The sequence below is a fragment of the Paenibacillus sp. SER-28 genome, from assembly GCF_052906305.1.
In genome coordinates this window covers 113,859-133,609 of record NZ_JBRECM010000012.1, presented here as the reverse complement: position 1 = coordinate 133,609, position 19,751 = coordinate 113,859, and the positions used below count along the sequence as shown (strand labels likewise).

Annotated in this window: 20 protein-coding genes; 15 read left to right on the top strand and 5 right to left on the bottom strand. The window is 45.9% G+C overall.

The features are described from left to right. Positions 1–28 precede the first annotated feature (28 nt). From licT to yunB, 10 genes are all read left to right on the top strand, one after another. Positions 29–859 (top strand): BglG family transcription antiterminator LicT, encoded by an 831-nt coding sequence (gene licT / locus ACUYLD_RS22205; RefSeq protein WP_446676000.1) that lies wholly within the window; start codon positions 29–31, stop codon positions 857–859. A gap of 249 nt (positions 860–1,108) precedes the next feature. Continuing rightward, a complete protein-coding gene (locus ACUYLD_RS22200) occupies positions 1,109–2,998 on the top strand; it encodes a beta-glucoside-specific PTS transporter subunit IIABC (protein WP_061829881.1) in 1,890 nt (629 codons plus the stop codon). A 219-nt stretch (positions 2,999–3,217) separates the two neighbouring features. Beyond that, entirely contained in the window at positions 3,218–4,708 is a 1,491-nt protein-coding gene (locus ACUYLD_RS22195; protein ID WP_446675999.1) for an alanine/glycine:cation symporter family protein, read from the top strand. Positions 4,709–4,897: 189 nt separating this feature from the next. Next, positions 4,898–5,503 (top strand): bifunctional transcriptional activator/DNA repair enzyme AdaA, encoded by a 606-nt coding sequence (locus ACUYLD_RS22190; protein WP_446675998.1) that lies wholly within the window; start codon positions 4,898–4,900, stop codon positions 5,501–5,503. Further along, entirely contained in the window at positions 5,484–6,026 is a 543-nt protein-coding gene (locus tag ACUYLD_RS22185) for a methylated-DNA--[protein]-cysteine S-methyltransferase (protein WP_446675997.1), read from the top strand. The genes ACUYLD_RS22190 and ACUYLD_RS22185 overlap by 20 nt, the downstream gene beginning before the upstream one ends. Further along, complete coding sequence (locus tag ACUYLD_RS22180) at positions 6,016–6,831, top strand: radical SAM protein (protein WP_446675996.1); 816 nt, start codon at positions 6,016–6,018, stop codon at positions 6,829–6,831. Before ACUYLD_RS22185 ends, ACUYLD_RS22180 begins: the two co-directional genes overlap by 11 nt. Positions 6,832–6,894: 63 nt before the next feature. Then, positions 6,895–7,512, top strand: a complete 618-nt coding sequence (locus ACUYLD_RS22175; RefSeq protein ID WP_069290353.1) for a DNA-3-methyladenine glycosylase family protein — start codon at positions 6,895–6,897, stop codon at positions 7,510–7,512. A 19-nt stretch (positions 7,513–7,531) separates the two neighbouring features. Next, positions 7,532–8,221 carry a DNA alkylation repair protein gene (locus tag ACUYLD_RS22170; RefSeq protein WP_235308404.1) on the top strand — a complete coding sequence of 230 codons (690 nt, stop codon included), beginning with the start codon at positions 7,532–7,534 and terminating at the stop codon, positions 8,219–8,221. An 89-nt stretch (positions 8,222–8,310) separates the two neighbouring features. Further along, positions 8,311–9,243 carry an aldo/keto reductase gene (locus ACUYLD_RS22165; RefSeq protein WP_322160434.1) on the top strand — a complete coding sequence of 311 codons (933 nt, stop codon included), beginning with the start codon at positions 8,311–8,313 and terminating at the stop codon, positions 9,241–9,243. A gap of 129 nt (positions 9,244–9,372) precedes the next feature. Next, positions 9,373–10,179: a sporulation protein YunB gene (yunB, locus tag ACUYLD_RS22160; RefSeq protein ID WP_414126568.1), complete on the top strand. Its 807-nt coding sequence runs from the start codon at positions 9,373–9,375 to the stop codon at positions 10,177–10,179. Positions 10,180–10,225: 46 nt separating this feature from the next. Here yunB and ACUYLD_RS22155 read toward each other — a convergent pair whose 3' ends face one another. Next, the gene (locus tag ACUYLD_RS22155; RefSeq protein WP_446675995.1) at positions 10,226–11,332 is read right to left on the bottom strand and encodes a M23 family metallopeptidase; all 1,107 of its coding nucleotides are present in this window, start codon (positions 11,330–11,332) and stop codon (positions 10,226–10,228) included. A gap of 246 nt (positions 11,333–11,578) precedes the next feature. On the opposite strand from ACUYLD_RS22155, the gene lipA reads away from it, so the two are divergent. Next, entirely contained in the window at positions 11,579–12,481 is a 903-nt protein-coding gene (gene lipA, locus ACUYLD_RS22150; RefSeq protein WP_069290345.1) for a lipoyl synthase, read from the top strand. A gap of 24 nt (positions 12,482–12,505) precedes the next feature. After that, positions 12,506–13,357 carry a YutD-like domain-containing protein gene (locus ACUYLD_RS22145; RefSeq protein ID WP_254329255.1) on the top strand — a complete coding sequence of 284 codons (852 nt, stop codon included), beginning with the start codon at positions 12,506–12,508 and terminating at the stop codon, positions 13,355–13,357. A gap of 58 nt (positions 13,358–13,415) precedes the next feature. Here ACUYLD_RS22145 and ACUYLD_RS22140 read toward each other — a convergent pair whose 3' ends face one another. Together ACUYLD_RS22140 and ylbJ are read right to left on the bottom strand one after the other, a co-directional pair. Next, positions 13,416–14,219 carry an NAD kinase gene (locus tag ACUYLD_RS22140; RefSeq protein ID WP_013372943.1) on the bottom strand — a complete coding sequence of 268 codons (804 nt, stop codon included), beginning with the start codon at positions 14,217–14,219 and terminating at the stop codon, positions 13,416–13,418. A gap of 66 nt (positions 14,220–14,285) precedes the next feature. Further along, positions 14,286–15,584 (bottom strand): sporulation integral membrane protein YlbJ, encoded by a 1,299-nt coding sequence (gene ylbJ, locus ACUYLD_RS22135; protein ID WP_069290343.1) that lies wholly within the window; start codon positions 15,582–15,584, stop codon positions 14,286–14,288. Positions 15,585–15,995: 411 nt separating this feature from the next. Between ylbJ and ACUYLD_RS22130 the strand changes: the two genes are divergently transcribed. Both ACUYLD_RS22130 and ACUYLD_RS22125 read left to right on the top strand, forming a co-directional pair. Next, positions 15,996–16,373 carry a globin domain-containing protein gene (locus ACUYLD_RS22130; RefSeq protein ID WP_023990208.1) on the top strand — a complete coding sequence of 126 codons (378 nt, stop codon included), beginning with the start codon at positions 15,996–15,998 and terminating at the stop codon, positions 16,371–16,373. A 21-nt stretch (positions 16,374–16,394) separates the two neighbouring features. Continuing rightward, a complete protein-coding gene (locus ACUYLD_RS22125; RefSeq protein WP_061829862.1) occupies positions 16,395–17,126 on the top strand; it encodes a DUF2225 domain-containing protein in 732 nt (243 codons plus the stop codon). Between the two features lie 92 nt (positions 17,127–17,218). On the opposite strand, the gene ACUYLD_RS22120 is transcribed toward ACUYLD_RS22125, so the two are convergent. Further along, positions 17,219–17,455 carry a hypothetical protein gene (locus ACUYLD_RS22120; protein ID WP_023990206.1) on the bottom strand — a complete coding sequence of 79 codons (237 nt, stop codon included), beginning with the start codon at positions 17,453–17,455 and terminating at the stop codon, positions 17,219–17,221. Continuing rightward, positions 17,452–17,622 carry a YycC family protein gene (locus ACUYLD_RS22115; protein ID WP_013311864.1) on the bottom strand — a complete coding sequence of 57 codons (171 nt, stop codon included), beginning with the start codon at positions 17,620–17,622 and terminating at the stop codon, positions 17,452–17,454. The genes ACUYLD_RS22120 and ACUYLD_RS22115 overlap by 4 nt, the downstream gene beginning before the upstream one ends. Before the next feature lie 97 nt (positions 17,623–17,719). Here ACUYLD_RS22115 and ACUYLD_RS22110 point away from each other — a divergent pair, with 97 nt between their 5' ends. Beyond that, positions 17,720–19,507: a M3 family oligoendopeptidase gene (locus tag ACUYLD_RS22110; RefSeq protein ID WP_446675994.1), complete on the top strand. Its 1,788-nt coding sequence runs from the start codon at positions 17,720–17,722 to the stop codon at positions 19,505–19,507. The last annotated feature ends 244 nt before the right edge of the window (positions 19,508–19,751 follow it).

Genomic DNA, 19,751 nt, shown 5'->3' with positions numbered 1-19,751 from the left:
TTGCTGGCATATGGAACGGGGGATCGAGATGAACATAGCAAAGGTCATTAACAACAATGTAATCAGCGTCTACCAGACCGACGGCACCGAACTCGTGGTGATGGGTCGGGGGATTGCTTTTAAGAAAAAGCCTGGAGACAAAGTGGACGAAACCAGAATTCAGAAGGTATTTGCTCTGAAAAACAAGCAGACGTCCGATAACTTTAAAATGCTGTTGCGTGAGGTACCGCTTGATTTGATCGTGATTGTGGAGGAAGTCATTAATGAGGCCAAGCATAATCTAAACAGAAAGCTGAACGAAAATATTTATGTTTCACTGACTGATCATATCAATTTCGCTGTTGAAAGATACCGGGAAGGATTGGAAATCAAAAACGCGTTATTGTGGGAAGTCAAGCAGCTGTACAAAGAAGAATTCGCGATGGGTCTGAAAACGTTGGAACAAATCAAACAAAGGCTCGGTATTGAACTGCCTGTGGACGAAGCGGCTTATATTGCGATTCACATCGTGAATGCTGAAATGAACGAGGAAGTCATTACGACCATGAGTATCACGAAGTTTATCCAGCAAATTATCAATATCGCAAAATATCATTTTAAGGTGGAGTTCGACGAGGACTCTCTGAGCTATTTCCGTTTTATTACGCATCTGAAATTTTTCGCCCAGCGCGTATTTAAGGGAAATCACTACGAAAATAACTATGATCATTTGTATGACATGATTAAGGAAAAGCATAAGGAAGCGGCTGCTTGTACAGAGAAAATCGGAGCTTTTGTACAAAAAGAATACAACCACGAATTGACGAACGAAGAAAAATTGTATCTGACCGTGCATATTGAACGGGTGGTGAACAGATAAGTCGAACGTTTTCAACGAAAAGGACCAAGAATAGACGATTAAAAGTTTTTGTTGACAAATATGGTATAATGATTATATTATGAGAGTAACAGGAATTTAATAAGTTTTAACTGGGATTGTTACTGGTTATGCAGGCAAAACCTAAGTCATGAAAAATCGCGGGACTCAAGTGCCCACCATTTTTCAAGGCTTAGGTTTTTTGTGTGCCTAAATATGTAAAAAGCCCCTTAGAACATGGAGGTGTCCATCATGAGTTATGAAAAACTGGCTAAGGAAATTGTACACCTGGTAGGTGGCGAAAAAAATGTAGTATCGCTCGTTCACTGCGCCACACGCCTGCGTTTTGTGCTAAAAGATGAGGCAAAAGCAGACAAGGGAAAGTTGGAAAAAACCGACGGAATTATCACTGTGAAGCAGAGCGGTGGTCAGTTCCAGGTTGTAGTCGGCAACAAAGTACCAGAGGTATATAATGCAATCGGCAATGTATCCAATATCTTGAATGAAACTGGAAAAGAAGATCATTCAGCTAAAGGCAACAAAGGATTTGGTGCCGTAATCGACGTGATTTCCAGCATTTTTGCACCTTTGCTCGGAGTTATGGCGGGGTCCGGTATTTTGAAAGGTCTGCTGCTGATTGCGAGTAACCTTGGCTGGTTGCTACCGAAAGACACTACCTATATGATTTTGTATGCTGCGGCCGACAGCTTGTTTTATTTCCTCCCTCTCTTGTTAGCGGTTACAACGGCACGGAAATTTGGAGGTAATATATTCGTTGCCCTGACCATTGCCGGAGGGTTGCTTTACCCGACCATTGTCACGCTAAAAACGGAAGGTACACCTACGGACTTTTTCGGTATTCCTATTGTTATGATGAGTTATTCATCTACCGTTATTCCGATCATTTTAGCCGTCATCGTCATGAGTAAGCTGGAAAAATGGTGCAATCGAGTGATCCACGAGAGCGTCAAAAACTTTATTACACCTTTGATTCTACTTGTAATTATGCTTCCTCTAACCCTGATCGTGTTTGGTCCAGTCGGGGTGTATGTCGGCAACGCGATCGCTACTGCACTCGTTGCTGCATTTAGCTTTAGTCCATTGCTAGCTGGAGCAATCCTTGGTGCTTGCTGGCAGTTGCTCGTTATTTTCGGTGTTCACTGGGGGCTTGTACCTGTATTCATTAATAATATTGCTGTTAATGGCAGAGACGGAATCAAGCCTTCCGCTGCGGCTTCCATCTTTGCTCAAACCGGCGCTGCGTTCGGTGTTATGCTGAAAACCAAAAATAAGAAGCTGAAAACTTTGGCGGGTTCTGCTACACTTACCGCTTTATTCGGCATCACGGAGCCAGCCGTCTATGGGGTTACGCTGCCACTGAAACGTCCGTTTATTGCAGGTATTATCGGCGGCGCCGTTGGTGGTGCCATTATCGGTCAAGCGGGAACGCAAGCATTTGCCTCCGGCGCACCTGGATTGCTGACCTTGCCGATCTTTTACGGCCCTGGTGGACAAGGATTCCCGGGATTGATTTTAGGGATTACCGTTTCATTCCTGGTGTCGGCCATCTTGACTTATATTTTAGGTTTTGAAGATCCAGTTGAAGAAGAGGAAACTACTAACAATTCGGCTAAAGAATCGACCTCTACAGTTGTTGTTTCTAATGAAGAGGTGCTCAGCCCAATTGAAGGAACTGTGGTCGCTTTGTCGGAGGTTCCCGATCCTGCCTTTGCTTCGGAAGCTATGGGCAAAGGGATCGCCATCCAACCGACAACGGGCAGAGTCGTGGCCCCGTTCGATGGAACCATCACCGTGGCGTTCAAGAAAAAACATGCGCTTGCAGTTGTTTCGCATCATGGCGCAGAAGTTCTGATTCACGTCGGAGTAGATACGGTCAAGCTGGACGGTAAACATTTTACGTCCCATATCAAAGAAGGCGATCAGGTGAAAGCTGGGGACCTACTGCTTGAGTTTGATGTTGAGCAAATCAGGGCAGAGGGTTATCCTACGATTACGCCAGTTATCATTACGAATTCTTCTGAATATACTGAAGTCCTTCCAATCGCTCAAGGAGAGGTAACGGAGCAGGCCCCGCTGTTGAAACTGTCTAGCGCTCTGAATGAGAAAGAAAGCATTGCCTAAATGTCTTAAGGACAAGGCTCTGATGATCCATATTCTCGGATCATCAGAGCTTTTTTGTCGTCATTTTATGTAGCTGGTAAGCCTACTTGTAATTGACAATATGTCAATTAAATTAACTTGTATGGGGGTAAAAACTAATCTATAATTTTTTGTAATTATGCAAATTTTCTGAAAACGTAGACTAGAAATCAATTGATTGATCAGGGGGAAATACAAGGAATGTTAGAGCAGTGGGCAGAGGCAGTAAACGGCGTCATTTGGAGCAATCCTGTGGTATATGTCTGTTTGGGTGTGGGGCTATTATTTTCGATCATGACTCGATTCCTGCAAATCAGGCATTTCAAAGAGATGATCCGCCTAGTATTTAAAGGGAAAAGTTCCGAGGCAGGTGTATCCTCCTTTCAGGCCTTTACGATGGCACTATCGGGGCGTGTAGGGACGGGGAATATTGCTGGGATTGCTTTGGCGGTTGGTATGGGTGGACCTGGGGCGATATTTTGGATGTGGGTCATGGCCTTTATCGGGTCGGCTACAGCTTTTGTAGAATCCACACTGGCTCAGGTGTATAAGGTAAAGCGCGATGGTCAGTACCGGGGCGGTCCAGCCTTTTATATTGAAAAAGGGACAGGCTTAAAATGGTTTGCCGTCATTTTTGCGGTTGCTGCGTTGGTCGCGATGTGTTTACTGATGCCGGGAACTCAATCGAACTCCATTGCTGTAGCTTTTCACAGTTCGTTTGGCATGGATATGAAGGTTTCGGGGATTTTAGTAGTCGTGTTGCTGGCGCTTATCATTTTTGGTGGTGTAAAAAGGATTGCCAATGTGGCTCAGGTTGTCATTCCGTTTATGGCACTCGGTTACATCCTCGTCTCTTTCTACATTATGATGACGAACATTACTGCACTTCCCGATGTATTTTCGCTGATCTTTCGTAGTGCCTTTGGCGTGGATTCTGTGTTCGGCGGTATAGCAGGGACGGCGATTGCTTGGGGTGTAAAGCGGGGGATTTATTCCAACGAAGCCGGACAAGGCTCTGGTGCGCACCCGGCAGCCGCCGCAGAAGTGTCCCATCCAGCAAAACAGGGGCTAGTTCAGGCGTTTTCCGTGTATGTGGATACCTTTTTGGTCTGTACGTCTACGGCTTTTATGGTCCTGTTTACTGGTATGTATAATGTGAAGGGACCTGGTGGCGATTTTATTGTGCAACATCTCCCGGGTGTTGAAGAGGGAACCCAATATACACAGGCTGCTATTGAATCGGTATTTCCCGGTTTTGGATCGAGTCTGCTGTCCATTACCTTGTTCTTTTTCGCATTTACGACCATTATCGCGTATTATTACATCGCAGAAACGAATATGGCCTACCTGGTTGCCGACCGTAAAGCCAAATGGCCTATGTTCGTCCTAAAGCTGGTTATTCTGGGTTCGACGTTCTATGGAACGGTCGTCAAGGAATCGGCTCTGGCGTGGACACTGGGGGATATGGGTGTCGGCATTATGCTTTGGGTGAATCTGATTGCTATGATTCTGTTGGCCAAGCCTGCTCTTCTTGTGCTTAAGGATTACGAACAGCAGCGGAGGCAAGGGCTGGACCCGGTGTTTGACCCGAAGAAGGCAGGTATTTCAAATGCCGAGTATTGGTCAAAGGAATATCAGCCTCCTTCAGATGAGTTGACGATCACCGCCAAACCGAGCAAGCTTCAAGCCTAAATAATAAGATAGATAAGTAAGATCAAAGGTGGCTCCGCGGGGAGTCATCTTTTTTTCGTTATCTTGCCTTTACATCCCAAGAAGGGTACATATGTTCACTATTTAGTTTATAATTTAGACAGAAGGATTTTGAATAATTCTGCCATGGATATGTGGGGAGGCCACATTTGCATTAGAGAGGTGATTTGAATGAGTACATCCGATTTATCCATAACTGACGACAAGTGGAACGCTATCGTAGAAAACGACAAGTCATATGATGGGGTATTTTTGTACGCTGTGAAGACAACGGGAATATTTTGTCGCCCCTCCTGCAAATCCCGACCTCCCAAAAGAGAGAACATCCGTATATTTAAAACAGTAGAGCAGGCATTGGCCCAGCATTTTCGTCCATGCAAAAGATGTAAACCGACAGGACAACGATTGCCTGATCATGAATGGATCGCACTGGTTACAGAATACGTGAATTCTAACTATATGAAGGGCTTAACATTGCACATCTTGGCTGAAATAAGCCATGGAAGTCCGTATCATTTACATCGTACCTTCAAGCGGATCATGCATATAACTCCAATGGAATATATACAGCAGACCAGGTTGAAACAAGCGAAGAAGCTACTCATTTGCTCAGATATATCTGTTGCGGAAGTGGGGGAGAACGTAGGTCTGTGCAATGCACCTTACTTTATTACGTTATTTAAAAAGAATACAGGCTACACCCCATTGCAATATCGCCAACTCAAATTGAAAGCAACACAAAATGGAGGTACACAGCATGGCACAGCAAATAAATAAAACGATCTATTGGTCATTGTTGACACATGAGGATTGGAATTTATATATTGCAGCTACATCGGAAGGACTATGTTATGTAGGTTCGCCCAATCAACCTGTAGAGGAATTGTTTTCATGGGCGGGAAGACGATTTCCCGGCAGTCCTTTAGTTGAAGAGGATGCTGCTTTACAGCCCTATGCCAAGGAGTTGATTGAATATCTGCAAGGGAAGCGCGCCCAATTTACATTGCCCTTTGATTTTCATGGGACTGCGTTCCAGATGGCGGTTTGGAATGCGTTGTGTGATATTCCGTATGGGGAAACACTATCCTATTCAGACATTGCCAACGCTATTCAAAAGCCAGCCTCTGTTCGTGCGGTGGGGGCTGCCATCGGTGCTAATCCGATTTTGGTCACAGTCCCTTGTCATCGGGTCATCGGTAAAAATGGAGCTATGACCGGATATCGTGGTGGTTTGGACATGAAGATGAAGCTTTTACAGCTCGAACAGGAAAGTGTGGCATCGGTTCAGTATGAAAAATGAGTATTACAAATCCCCCAAGACTCTTTTGAATAAAGGGACAGGTTTCTTGTCAGGTTATACACACTCGTTGAACCCGTATACTGGCTGTACCTTCGGCTGCTCGTATTGCTATGTACGTCAATTGCCAGTCTCCACGTTTCGGAAGGAGGCGTGGGGGACATGGGTTGATATTAAAAATCAGGCGGCAGATATTCTTCGCAAGGAGCTTCGTAGAGCCAAATCCAAAGGTAAAGTCACGATTTTCATGTCGTCAAGCACAGATCCTTATCAGCCTGCCGAGTATAAGGAAGAGGTGACCCGGTCTCTGCTGAAGGTGATGGTGGAGGATCCACCGGATTTTCTCTTTTTACAGACGCGCAGTCCACTGGTACGGCGGGATACTGATTTACTGCTCCGATTGGGGGATCGTGTACGTGTGAGTATGACTATAGAAACAGATCGTGAAGATATACGCAAACATTTTACCCCGGAGGCTCCTCCCATCCAGGCTCGTCTCCAAACGCTACATCTCTTAAAGGAGGCAGGTGTACCTACGCAAGCTACGATTGCTCCGATGCTTCCAAGCAGTGAACATTTTGCAGACAAGCTTTTGCCTCTGGTCAACCGTGTCTGTATTGATGATTATTTTATGGGAGATGGCAGTGGGGGGAGACGAACGCGTAGCTTGAAAATTGGTGTGCTGTACGAGTCATTGGGGCTGGAAGAATGGTATCATCCTGCTGCCTATAAGGCGGTTTATGAGCGTTTTCTTCATGTTTTTCCGAAGGAACAGCTCTACGTGAGCAAAGAAGGTTTCGAACCTTGATGTAAAAGCAGTCCATGCCATTGAATCAAGAGTGAACCATATAAGGGGGCAGCGGGAGAACGAATGCAAACCGTAATGACCAAAAACTTTGACTATGGGGAAAAGGAAATCAATTATCTAAAAAACGTAGACACCGTACTTGGTGCAGCGATGACGCAAATGGGCAAGGTAGAACGTGTGATCATTCCCGACCTGTTTGCAGCGCTCGTTCATGCGATTGTGGGACAGCTTATATCGGCCAAGGCGGTTCAGACCATATGGGCAAGGATGCAGGAGAAGTTAGGCGTGATCACTCCACAAAATATAGCTGTTCAGTCGGCTTTAGATATTCAAAGCTGTGGCATCACCATGAAAAAGGCCACATGTATTCTTAATATAGCCCAAACGATCGAGCAGGGTCTGTTGGATTTACAGGAATTATATGAGCTTTCCGATGCACAGGTGATTCAGAAATTGTCCTCGCTGCAAGGGATAGGACCTTGGACGGCTGAAATGATGCTGATTAATTGTATGGAGCGTCCAGATGTCGTCAGTTGGGGCGATATGGCTATTCGACGGGGAATGATGAAGTTGTACCATTTAGATACCTTGACCAAGCAGCAATTTGAGGAGTACCGCCGAGTCTATTCGCCTTATGGTTCGGTGGCCTCCATTTATTTGTGGAGTATTTCATTTCGTTAAGAATCAGGGAGTGGAAATGATGGAGAAAACAATTAGAGAACAGATACTGTCATATGTGGATGCGGATTTTCAGAAATTTACGGCTGCATTGCTTCCGACGATTAATAATGTGCTGGGTGTACGTCTGCCTGTGCTGCGTAAGCTAGCTCAAGATATTGCCAAAGGGGATTGGCGCCTCTATCTGGAGACCGCCGAAAGTGAACACTTCGAAGAAGTAATGCTGCAAGGTATGGTGATTGGTTCTGTAAAAACGGATATAGAGGAAGTTTTGAGTTATACCGCCAAGTTTGTTCCTAAAATTGATAATTGGTCCGTATGTGACAGTTTCTGTGCCGGATTGAAAATCACGAAACATCATAAAGAACGGGTGTGGGAGTTTATTCAGCCCTATCTATTCTCCAAGAAAGAATATGAAATTCGGTTTGGTGTGGTTATGCTTCTTAATTTTTATATTGAGGAACAGTATATGAAGCGGGTGTTTACTTTACTGGATCAGACCCATCGCGAGGATTATTATGTACAAATGGCGGTAGCATGGGCGATATCGATCTGTTATATCAAGCTACCTGAGGTAACCATGGCGTATTTAAATCATAATACATTAGATGATTTTACCTTCAACAAAGCACTGCAAAAAATCACGGAATCATATCGGGTGGATCAGGCCACAAAAACGACCATCCGCAGTATGAAGCGAAAAAGAAAATAGGATCGGGCTCAGCAGCCAGGTACGCACTTTGCTTTTTTTGGAATCTAATAATAAAATGGAAGTAACTTTCGAAAAGGAGATGACGTGAATTGGCAGAGCAAGTGCGTCTTGGTAAAACAGATTTATATGTAAAACCAATCGGTTTGGGTGCAAATAAAGTGGGAGGACATAATCTCTTTTCCGATTTGAACAATGAAACGGGCAAAGAAGTCGTTCGCACAGCTTTGGACAACGGCATCAATTTTCTGGATACGGCTTTTATTTATGGACCTGAGCACTCGGAACGGTTGATTGGTGAGGTATTGAAAGAGCGTGGTCAGCGTGATAAAGCTGTTATTGCCACGAAGGGTGCACACAAATTCGTAAACGGAGAGGTCGTTTTTGACAACTCGCCTGCTTTTTTGCGTGAATCCGTCGAATCCAGTCTGAAAAGATTGCAGACCGATTATATTGATCTGTTTTATATCCATTTCCCGGACGAAGCTACACCGAAGGCAGAAGCAGTCGGAGAACTGAAGAAGCTCAAGGACGAAGGCAAAATCAAGGCCATTGGTGTATCTAACTTTTCCATTGAACAACTTAAGGATGCGAATAGTGATGGTTATGTAGATGTGCTTCAATCCCAATATAATTTGTTTCAACGGGAAGCTGAGAAGGATCTGCTGCCTTATACCAAGGAAAATGGCATTTCGTTTGTGCCTTATTTCCCGCTAGCTTCGGGATTGCTGGGTGGTAAGTATACGAAAGACATGACCTTCTCGGACATCAGAGCGAAAAATCCATTGTTTCAGGGCGATGCATTTGCTCGTAATTTGGACAAAGTGGAGCAGGTACGGGAGATTGCCAATGCATTGAATGCAGAGGTTGCTCATGTTGTACTCGCATGGTATTTGACCCGTGATTCGATTGATGCCCTCATTCCAGGGGCGAAGGGGCCGGAGCAGGTGCTGGCGAATCTGAAGACGCTAAATGTCCAATTGAGTCAGGCTGATATCGAAAAGATTGACCATATTTTCAAATAATGAGTGCACCTTATATTTGCAATTATATATTTGTTCCATCTAGAGAAGCTGCCGGACGGGCGGCTTCTTTTTCGTGTACAACTCGCATATCCTTGTAGGGTAAGTTCAACGCTGCGGGGGGATCGGATGATGAGAAGACCGCAATGGCACAGCGCACCCAACAGAAGGCGACGCGGCAGACGTAGGTTTTTTTTTATTGTGGCACTGGCGCTGCTGGTAGGGATCATACAAATGGCTGCTTATGTGGAGCAGCATTTGAAGCCGCCCATGATGCACCTGGCAAAAGTGCGGGTTAAACAAATGGCGACGGAGGCTATTAATTCAGCAATTACAGCACAGGTAGAGCAGGGGAAGACAGCTGATAATTTGATCGAATGGAGAACGGATGCACAAGGGAGAACCTCCGGTTTTGTTCTGAATTATGCGGAGCATATGAGAATTACGTCAGACACGCTCAAAGCAGTCAAGGCAACGATGGACAGCATGAGCCATTTTGATGAGAGTGTTCCGATTGGTCAGGCATTGGGCAGTCCACTGTTGGCAGCTTATGGACCAACGGTCCCCCTAAAGGTGGAGCCGCATGGAGCAATCAAGGTGGATTTAAATACCCGTCAACAGGATGCGGGCATAAACATGATCTTGGTGGAAGTGTACATTCGGATTACGACGGAAGTGTCCGTGGTTATACCGTTTGAGATGCAACCCCAGATTGTGGAGACGGAAATTCCGGTTTCTTATTTATTAGTGGTAGGCAACGTTCCGATGTACTACTATGACAATCAGGGTAAACCAGTAGGCAAAAATGGTGCAGCCGCTCCGCAGTTGGCGTTGCCTCCCCATTCCATAGAGAGTAGCGGCGCTATAGATCCCACCATAGAAAGTGTTCCAGAGGCACAGGAAAACCAAAACACCTCTAGCCAGTCCCCAACGCCATAGAGCGGAGGGGAATGACGCGAGCTGCCTAGGAAAAACAAAAGGGCCCCTATGAGGAGGTCCCTTTTGTTTTTCCTGTTTTGAGCGCTTTGCGTTCGGACTGCTCCCACTGTCTTAATAACGGATACGGGTCAAAGGACCAATCTGCCCAACCATTGTCCCGATATATACCATAGTGTAGATGCGGTGGAAACTTGCCTTGGGTACCGGGTTTTCCATAGCCCGAGCTTCCGACCCAGCCAACCGTCTGGCCGGGTGTAACGATGTCTCCGTTGTGAACGGTTTTGTCAAAGCCGGAAAGATGCGCATAGTAGTGATAGCGGTTGTTGAGATCTCGGATTCCGATTCGCCATCCGCCGAAGGGATTCCAGCCCTTCATTTCAACTACACCGTAGCAGGTACTGCGAACTGGAACTCCATAGCCAGCAAACAGATCAGTTCCTTCATGTATCCGGTAGCCGCCCCAGCTGCGACGGCTTCCCCATGTGCTGCGGTAGCTATAAATGCTGCCTAAAGGAAGGGGGAAAGCTTGACTGACCAGATCCAGCTTGCCATACGTCCGATACAGCTTAGCAAACTGCTGAACTCTTTGAACTGCGCGGCTGTTATGGTAATATTCCCAAACGGCAATACCAAATTCATCCTCGTTGTTTCCATACTTTCCGAGATAAGATGCGATGCTGAACAGCAGATCCTTGTCATTATTACGGTCAGCGATTCCATCACCCGAACCGTCTTGTCCCATCCCGGAAAATAGTTCAATGGAACGCGGATTTTGATCCTCCGAATCAGGGTTCATCATGCCGGACCAGACTGGTCCCGTGATGAAAATACCTATGATTCGTTCCGCATGCTTCCGATCCTTGGGATGGGCCACCGTAAGTGTGCGTTCATACTGGTCGATGGCGGCCAGTCTGTACCAAGGAACTCCAGTCAGGGCTTCGATGGAATGATATAAAGCCAGCCTGGACGTATACAACGAGGACTGAGCATGTGAAGCATCTACATTTGCGGTCAGGCTGCTTTCGGCGGACGAGGACTGTAAGTGATTGGCAAAGGCATGGGCAGGAAGCGGACAGGCCGTTGTCAGTGTAGTAGCACATAACAGCAGCGATAACAGACGAACAGCTCGGGCTGTCCGCGTAGGGTAAGGCACGTGAACCGACCTCCTATAAAGGGCTTGATCGCCCGATAAATTCTAGGCCCGTATACAATAGCGTGAATAGGGCGCTTTTGTTTAGATTGAGCCATATCCGCCGCTTTTATCCATGTAAAGAGTTTACTTTTTCCGGCATCAATGTCATATCAAAAAGGGAACAATGAATGGAGGTTTTTCCATGGCTTTCATGTTATAATGTATGGCAATGACAGCTTAAGCTTATCAGAAAGAAGGTCTATGCCATTGTCTAGAAAAGTAAAGGAAGCTAAGCCCGACTGGATTCGTATTAAACTTACGACAGGCGATAACTATCAGGAAATCAAGAGCATGATGCGTTCCAAGACATTACATACCGTATGTGAGGAGGCACGATGCCCTAATATATATGAATGCTGGGCCAATAGGACAGCTACATTTATGATTTTGGGTGATATTTGTACGCGTGCGTGTCGTTTTTGCGCAGTAAATACGGGAATGCCTACGGAACTGGACTTGCAGGAGCCTGAACGCGTCGCGGAAGCGGCTGAAAACATGAATTTGAAGCACTGTGTCGTTACCAGTGTGGCTCGCGACGATTTGAAAGATGGGGGCGCTACTATATTTGCAGAAACGGTTCGTGCGATTCGCCGCCGATTACCTCTTTGCAGTGTAGAAGTATTGATTCCCGATTTTATGGGCGATATTGAATCGCTGCGAATCGTCATGGATGCCAAACCAGATATTCTGAATCATAATATTGAAACGGTGGAGCGTATGTCCGACAAGGTTCGGGCTAAAGCGAAATACCGTCGCTCTCTGGAGCTGCTTCAACATGCGAAGCAATTAAATCCGGCTATTCCAACGAAATCAAGCATCATGCTAGGTGTCGGAGAAGAGTGGGACGAGATCTTACAAGCCATGGATGATCTGCGTAAAGTCGATTGTGACATTCTGACAATTGGTCAATATTTGCAGCCGTCCGAGAAACATTTATATGTGCAAAAATATTATCCACCGGAAGATTTTGCGAAGTTAAAGGAAGAGGGATTACAGCGGGGATTCAGCCACGTTGAATCTGGACCGTTGGTCCGCAGCTCCTACCAAGCGCATGAGCAGGTGAAGTCAGCCGCTCAGCATAAGGAAGAAGGCGCCCTTTCGCAGGCTTGATCCGGGAAAGGCGGTCAGAATAGCTTGTTTCAAATCGGTGGTAAAAACTATGAATTGTTGCAGGATCACAAGAACGGGTGGAATCCCGAAGCGTTTCGTGATCGGTATAGTGAAGTGCTGGATCGCTATGATTACATTATTGGTGATTGGGGTTACAATCAGCTACGTCTGAAGGGCTTTTATCGAGACGGTCATCCCAAAGCAAATAAGGATACATCTATAGTGGTACTGGACGATTACATTAATGAATACTGCAATTTTGGCTGTGCCTATTTTGTGTTGCAAAAAAGCCGTGAAGTGGTTAATAAAAACGGCGTCAATGATGAAATCATTGCTCCAGATATTCAGCAGTTGGTAGATGCTCAAAGGGAACAAGCGGGAACGTTAGAACCCGAAGAGCAGCAAGAAGTATTGCAACATACAGCTGGAGAACAGGAGTGGCCGCAACCACAGCAGGATTCCTCAGCTACAGAGGAATCGCGAGTGGAGCAGCCTCGAGAATCCCGAGAACCACGTGAGTTGCAACGTCGGGAACCGAAGGATGCCCAAGAAGTACGTGAACGACAGCCGCGTGAAGCTCGCGAAAGTCGTCCATCCAGAGAAAGACGTGAAGCAAAAGATGGACGGAATCCGGGTGAAGGGCAGCAAACCCGTGAACCACGTAGACAGCGCAATCAGCAGGGAAGTTTCGATAAAAAAGAATCGCGTGGATCACGCTATGAGCGTCAATCAAAGGAAAATCGGGAGGGACGGCAAGTTCGTGTCTCTCGTGAACCTGAGGGCCAGCGTCAGACCCAGCCAGCTGCCAAAGCCGAAAGAGCTGAGGGTAGTAAAAAGAATAAAACATTTACAGCTCCACAACAAAACGGTTCCTGAATTTTCAGGAACCGTTTTGTTTGTAAAAAAAGAGCCAGAGTCGGCTCTTTTATAGGTTCTAATTAAGAAAAGCGTTGCGTACTCGATCCCAAAATGGGAAAGGACGGTAACGAGCGAAGCTGATCTTCTGACTTGCGACCTGACATCGAACAGAGATTAAGTCATCGACAGGAAAGTTCAGGTGATCTACTGTCAATAAAAGACGCTGATCTTTCCGTGAAAAAATATCACAATGATGGTGTTTGGGCAGTAGCAATGGCGATCCCAGTGTCCGATACACGCGGTTATTAATGGAAGCGATCTCAGTCAATTGCAACGCTTCAATGGTGGGGTGAACCATAGCTCCGCCAAGTGCTTTATTATAGGCGGTCGTTCCTGAGGGGGTAGAAACACATATACCGTCACCGCGAAACATTTCAAAGGTAATATCGTTAATATCTACTTGGGCAACGACAGTGCCATCCACCCCTTTTAACGTAAACTCATTCAAGGCAATAAAAGAAGCATTGCCTGACTTCTTGTGAATTTCCAACTCAATCAGTGGATACTTAACGATTCTCGGGTTAAGCGGTCCCTCAGATCCGCTTTGACTCATCAGGTGGATTAGCTCCTCCAGCTCGTCCGCCCGCCAATCAGCATAAAAGCCCAGATGACCGGTATGTACACCAACAAAGGCAATATCCGGAATGCGGTCGATGAAGGTATGAAACGCATGAAGCATCGTACCATCGCCTCCAATAGACACGACGATTTCCGGCGATTCGGCATCCAGCTTGAAATTCTTTTCTTGGGCAAGACGGTGAAATTGCTGACTCAAGTCCATGGAGTGCTGATCCCCGCGATCCAGAACATAATATCTCAAGATGAAAAGCTCCTTTGTCATGGGTATATATCGATCATAATCAATTATGAGCAAGAACACAATCGTTCATTGCCTGTGTGTTCTTCTCAAACGTACATATAAGCGACTTGTACCCACACTCAACCATGAGAGACTAAGCATTCCAGCCAGTATAAAGGCAAGAACTAGCAGACTTTGCAACAGCATGGCGGACGAGAAGCCAGGAGACCACGCGATGTCGTATATTGGAGAAAAGACTGGAGAGCTTCCCTGTCCCATCAGAGGCCGCCATAACACGAGAGCTAGCAGTGCTGAGATGATGCCGTGCGCAGCCCGGGCCAACAAAAATGGCATATAGCGGAGATTTGTCATATTTAAAATACTTGCAACCTGCGCATGAACCGACAGCCCGCCCCAGGAGAGAACAAAAGCGGCTGCGGCTACCTTGAATGGTAACGCTGCTGCCGTGGCTTCACCTGCGGCTTGCGCTCCTAAAGTGACTTCGAAAATACCACCCACGATGGACTCCGTTAACGTAGGAGGAAGACCACATGCAGTCAATAGGCTTGCCGTAAGCAGATGAAGCCCGCTCATTAAACCGGAGTTCGTCAAAGCTTCTAAAATGACGCAGAAGAATACAACTAGCCCTCCTACGACAATAATAAGGCGTAGGGAGGAAGTAATCGCCTGACGAAGTAACTCACCCAATGGGCGACCATCTTCCAAACGAGCTGTATGCATGGCATATAATGCTTGGCGTAGGGGTCCAGGCTGCCTATTGCGACCTGCTGCTTTTGTATTCGTGGACTTCGACCAGGCTTTTTGAGTAGGTTGAGGGCGGTCGCTGCGAGTATCTGTTTCCCCTGAACGGGAACCGTGGAAGCGCATAAGCAGCCCGATGATGAGCACGCCACCATAATGGGCCGCGCCCAGTACGAGTGCAATTTCTGGTTGATGGAAGAAGCCAACGGAAACCGCACCGATCAAAAATATCGGATCAGAGGAAGTGGTAAACGCGACCAAACGCTCTCCTTCAATGCGTGTGATCCATTTTTGCTCCCACAGCTTGGCTGTTAGTTTAGCTCCAATCGGGTAACCGGATGCGCAGCTGACCGCAGCGACAAAACCCCCACAGCCAGGTACACGGAATAGAGGCTGCATCAGCGGATCCAACAGCGCACCTATGAAATGAACAATTCCGAAACCGAGGAGAAGCTCGGAAATAACGAAAAACGGGAATAAAGACGGAAACAGCACGTCCCACCAGATGGCAAGCCCCCGAAGTCCGGCATTCAGAGAAGATTGCGGGTATACAGCCATAAGCATAAATAGGAATAGCAGTGTAAGGATGAGCAGAGGAAGCGAGTAACGACGGTATAGCGACATAGAGGCCCCTCCTTTGGAGTTGTACTAATATACCTATGTCGGGGATGGACAAAGAGTACAAAAAAATCAAAGAAAACGATTACATCTAATGCTGTATTTTTGTAAATAGTATGTTAAAATAGGAAAACAACGATCCATAACCTTAAGGATGGAGTGATCAGGATGAGTATCGTTGCCGGTCTGTTCGTATGTGCTTTTGTGTATGTTATTCGTGCCTCTCTCGTCCATCCCGGTGAAGAGGATTGGCGGAGTTATTAGTTGTGTTTATAGAATGACGAAGCTGTGTGCAACGAAGCACACCCTCTTCATATGTTAAATTGATAAAATGACGCTTATTTTTAGCGTCATTTTTTGTTTTTTGTTATAATACGGGTGTATATTTATTACCATAGCACAGAAAGTTGGAGAAAAGTGAATCCTAGCCTAAGCATTTATGACAACCTTGGGGGTGCGGAAGGTGTTCGTGCTATTATTGAGGCCTTCTACCCGAGAGTTTATAAAGATCCGTTGTTAAGTCCCCTGTTTCCTAAAGACATGGAACCGGTTAAGGAAAAGCAGTATATGTTCCTGAGCCAGTTTTTTGGAGGACCGTCTCTTTTTTCTGATGCATATGGTCATCCGATGTTACGTGCCAGACATATGAAGTTTCCCGTAACGGAGGAGCGAGCAGAGGCATGGTTGTCTTGTATGGCAGGTGCGTTAACGGATACGGGCATTGAGGAGCCGCTTCGTTCAATCATACTTAACCGTTTGTCTGGTCCTGCGCATCATTTTGTAAATACCCCGTAAGCTTTCGGGGATTGCCGAATTTTGGAGAGGGTTGTAAAAACATTGGAACTTGAACCGTTATATCAGATCAAAATCGCTTGCCCACATTGCGAAGAAGAATTTCAGACATCCCGTGTCAGACCAAGCCTAAAGAAGGCCATTCGTACGGATTCAGATTTTTGTGCTTATTATAAGAATGAAAATCCGGATTTTTATGTCGTAAGGGTCTGTCCTCATTGTGGATTTACCTCGACAGAGCACTCTACCGTTCAGTTAAGCGATCAGCAAACCAAGATATTTAAGGATAAAATCGGTAACCGCTGGCAGTCTCGCGAATATGGCGGGCATCGTAGCTGGGAAGAGGCATTAGAAACGTATAAACTGGGTTTACTCTGTGCCCAGGTCATCGGAGAAAAGGAACGCGTAGTAGCCAGTCTATTACAGCATATCGCATGGATGTACAGATACCAGGGAAATGAGGAGCAGGAGCTTCGCTTTCTCAAATTTAGTCTGGATTCGTATGTTCGGGTCTATGAGCTGGAGGGTGTCGGGGCGAATAATGCCAAACTGCTTTATCTGATTGGTGAACTGCATCGACGTACAGGCAACTTTCACGAAGCGGTACGCTGGTTTTCGCGTGTCATTAATGACAAAAAGATTATGGATGCAGCCATGATCCGGGCTTCCCGTGAACAGTGGTCTGTACTGCGAGAACAAATGTTGGCTAAAAATTTCCAACTGCCGGAGGAAATGCAGGACGCTAGCTCCTCTTGAAGAAATAAAGGTGTGCACTATGGCCGATTTAGGCTCATGGTTCACACCTTGTTTGTAAAACGGGTTATCTTATCTTACAACTGCCTCATGAATTAATGATGACGCAATGTGGTATCTGACAGCAAATAATCGTCATCACAATCCACCAAAGTAACCTTGTTATGGCAGCATGGAAACACAAGCAACTTTTTCATACCTTCGTGTATGAGCTTAAGTTCTTTTGGCTTCAGGGGCAGCAAAACATTATCATGGTCGCAAAATGGACAAGACTGTACATAAACGTCTCCCATGACGATGTCATAAGGCCAGGTTTTATGAAAAGGGATCATGATTTGTTCGATTCTCCGCCGTTCGGGTCAGCGGTTTCTTCTTTAGCCAGTTCGGCCAGCTTTTGCATCAAAATGTGCTGGGGGGTATGCATAAGGTGTTCCAGCGGAATGCCGAGCTTTTCGGATAATTTCACAGCCGTTTCCGGCGAAATTTGTAAGGGTCTCATCCTGTTTTCCTCCCAATTGTAGTGATTTACTATCACGATGTAGCTTTATTGTATATGAAACCACATGAATTCGCCAAAAAAGAAAGGTGGAACTATTATGAAAACACCGTTAAAGCAAACATGGGATCTGGAATCTATTTTTAGCGGAGGATCTTCTTCTGCCTCATTTCATGCATTTTTGGAAGAAATGGAGAGCAAGGTCCAACAGCTGCAATCCCAGCTTAAAGCAGCCAAAGTACCACAAACGGTATTGGATACCGAGCGTCTGGATAGTGTACTGAATAGCTTACAGGAGCTGTTTAATGGTGCGTCGCAGGCGGGTTCCTTTGTCTCTTGTCTAACTGCTCAAAACCAGCACGACAAGCTGGCTGTTCAATTGGGGGCGCGTGTCAACACGCTGTATGCCCAAGGGAAAAGTGCTTTAGTATCTTTCCAGAACTTGCTGGCACAAACCAGTGAAGACATTTGGCAGAAATGGATGGAGCGCGAAGCTATCCAGCCGATTTCTTTTGTCCTGACCGAATATCGGAACGAAGCACGTGAAAAAATGGCTCCTGAGCTGGAAAGCCTTGCATTGGATCTCGCAGTGGATGGCTACCATGGCTGGGGCGACTTTTATGATACTATTGTCAAAAATATGACGATCCCCGTGCCGGAAAATGGCGAGATCGTAAACCTGTCTGTAGGTCAGGCTGCTAATAAGCTGGATGAAGCAGATCGCAGCGTACGTAAAGACGTGTTTGCACGTTGGGAAGAGGCATGGACTCAGGTAGAGGACTATTGCGCGGATACATTGAATCATTTGGCAGGCTTTCGTCTGAAGCTATATGAAAAACGAGGCTGGACAGATGTGCTTAAGGAACCGTTGGAAATCAGCCGTATGTCTGCACAAACGCTAGATACGATGTGGCAGGTTATTAATGAAACAAAGCCTATTGTAGTCAAATACTTGGAGCGGAAAGCAAAGCTGCTGGGCTTAGAGAAGCTATCCTGGCATGACATTGAAGCTCCGCTGGGGACGTCAACTACTAAAATCCCTTACGACGATGCTGCTGTAACGATTGTTGAGCAATTCGGTAAATTTAGCTCGAGAATGGCTGACTTTGCCCAAATGGCTTTTGAGAAAAGCTGGATCGAAGCAGAGGATCGTCCAGGCAAACGTCCGGGTGGTTTCTGTACATCTCTGCGTCTGAGCAAAGAGACCCGTATTTTTATGACCTATGCCGGATCACCATCCAACGTTTCGACACTGGCCCATGAGCTCGGACACGGTTATCATCAGCATGTGATGAATGAATTGCACCCATTGAATCAAAACTATGCCATGAACGTAGCTGAGACGGCATCGACGCTGGCAGAACTAATTGTATCAGATGCTTTGCTGGAAGCTGCTGAGGGTCAGGAGAAGGTCGCTTTGTTGGAGGATAAAATTCAGCGTGGTGTAGCCTTCTTTATGAACATTCATGCTCGTTTCCTGTTTGAAACCCGTTTTTACGAGCTACGGAAAAAAGGAGTTGTAGGAGCGCAACAATTAAGCGAGTTGATGGAACAAGCGCAGCGTGAAGCGTTTAGTGGTGTCCTGGATGAGGCTCATCCTCATTTTTGGGCATCCAAGCTACATTTCTATATTACGAACACTCCTTTCTACAACTTCCCGTACACGTTCGGGTATATGTTCAGTGCAGGAATTTACGCTTTTGCGAAGGAAAATCCTGACGGCTTCGCCGACCAATATGATGCCTTGCTGCGTGATACGGGGCGCATGACAGTCGAAGAATTGGCTTCCAAGCACTTAGGTACCGATTTAACACAGGCTGACTTCTGGCGTAATGCTGCGCAAGTTACTGTTCAGGATATTGAGCAATTTTTACAAATGACAAAATAACGATTTACACTTTTGAAAGGTCTCCCATAAGGGAGGCCTTTTTTGTGATTTTTGCAGAAGATGATGAACAAAGTCGCAAAATGTCGAAGTGTAATTAACATTACCTTTTGGCGAAATTTAAAATGATGGATATACTTAGAAAATAGTTATAAATACCCAATTATGTTGGTTTTGATTGTAAGGTTAAAAATCTTCGCATATAATTGAGCCGTAAGACCTATTAAATATTTCTTGATAAGGTATA

Bases quoted from the DNA above. Each gene is read 5' to 3' on its own strand.
- licT (WP_446676000.1), top strand. From the start codon at position 29: ATGAACATAGCAAAGGTCATTAACAACAATGTAATCAGCGTCTACCAG.
- ACUYLD_RS22200 (WP_061829881.1), top strand. From the start codon at position 1,109: ATGAGTTATGAAAAACTGGCTAAGGAAATTGTACACCTGGTAGGTGGC.
- ACUYLD_RS22195 (WP_446675999.1), top strand. From the start codon at position 3,218: ATGTTAGAGCAGTGGGCAGAGGCAGTAAACGGCGTCATTTGGAGCAAT.
- ACUYLD_RS22190 (WP_446675998.1), top strand. From the start codon at position 4,898: ATGAGTACATCCGATTTATCCATAACTGACGACAAGTGGAACGCTATC.
- ACUYLD_RS22185 (WP_446675997.1), top strand. From the start codon at position 5,484: ATGGCACAGCAAATAAATAAAACGATCTATTGGTCATTGTTGACACAT.
- ACUYLD_RS22180 (WP_446675996.1), top strand. From the start codon at position 6,016: ATGAAAAATGAGTATTACAAATCCCCCAAGACTCTTTTGAATAAAGGG.
- ACUYLD_RS22175 (WP_069290353.1), top strand. From the start codon at position 6,895: ATGCAAACCGTAATGACCAAAAACTTTGACTATGGGGAAAAGGAAATC.
- ACUYLD_RS22170 (WP_235308404.1), top strand. From the start codon at position 7,532: ATGGAGAAAACAATTAGAGAACAGATACTGTCATATGTGGATGCGGAT.
- yunB (WP_414126568.1), top strand. From the start codon at position 9,373: ATGAGAAGACCGCAATGGCACAGCGCACCCAACAGAAGGCGACGCGGC.
- ylbJ (WP_069290343.1), bottom strand. From the start codon at position 15,584: ATGTCGCTATACCGTCGTTACTCGCTTCCTCTGCTCATCCTTACACTG.
- ACUYLD_RS22120 (WP_023990206.1), bottom strand. From the start codon at position 17,455: ATGATCCCTTTTCATAAAACCTGGCCTTATGACATCGTCATGGGAGAC.
- ACUYLD_RS22115 (WP_013311864.1), bottom strand. From the start codon at position 17,622: ATGAGACCCTTACAAATTTCGCCGGAAACGGCTGTGAAATTATCCGAA.
- ACUYLD_RS22110 (WP_446675994.1), top strand. From the start codon at position 17,720: ATGAAAACACCGTTAAAGCAAACATGGGATCTGGAATCTATTTTTAGC.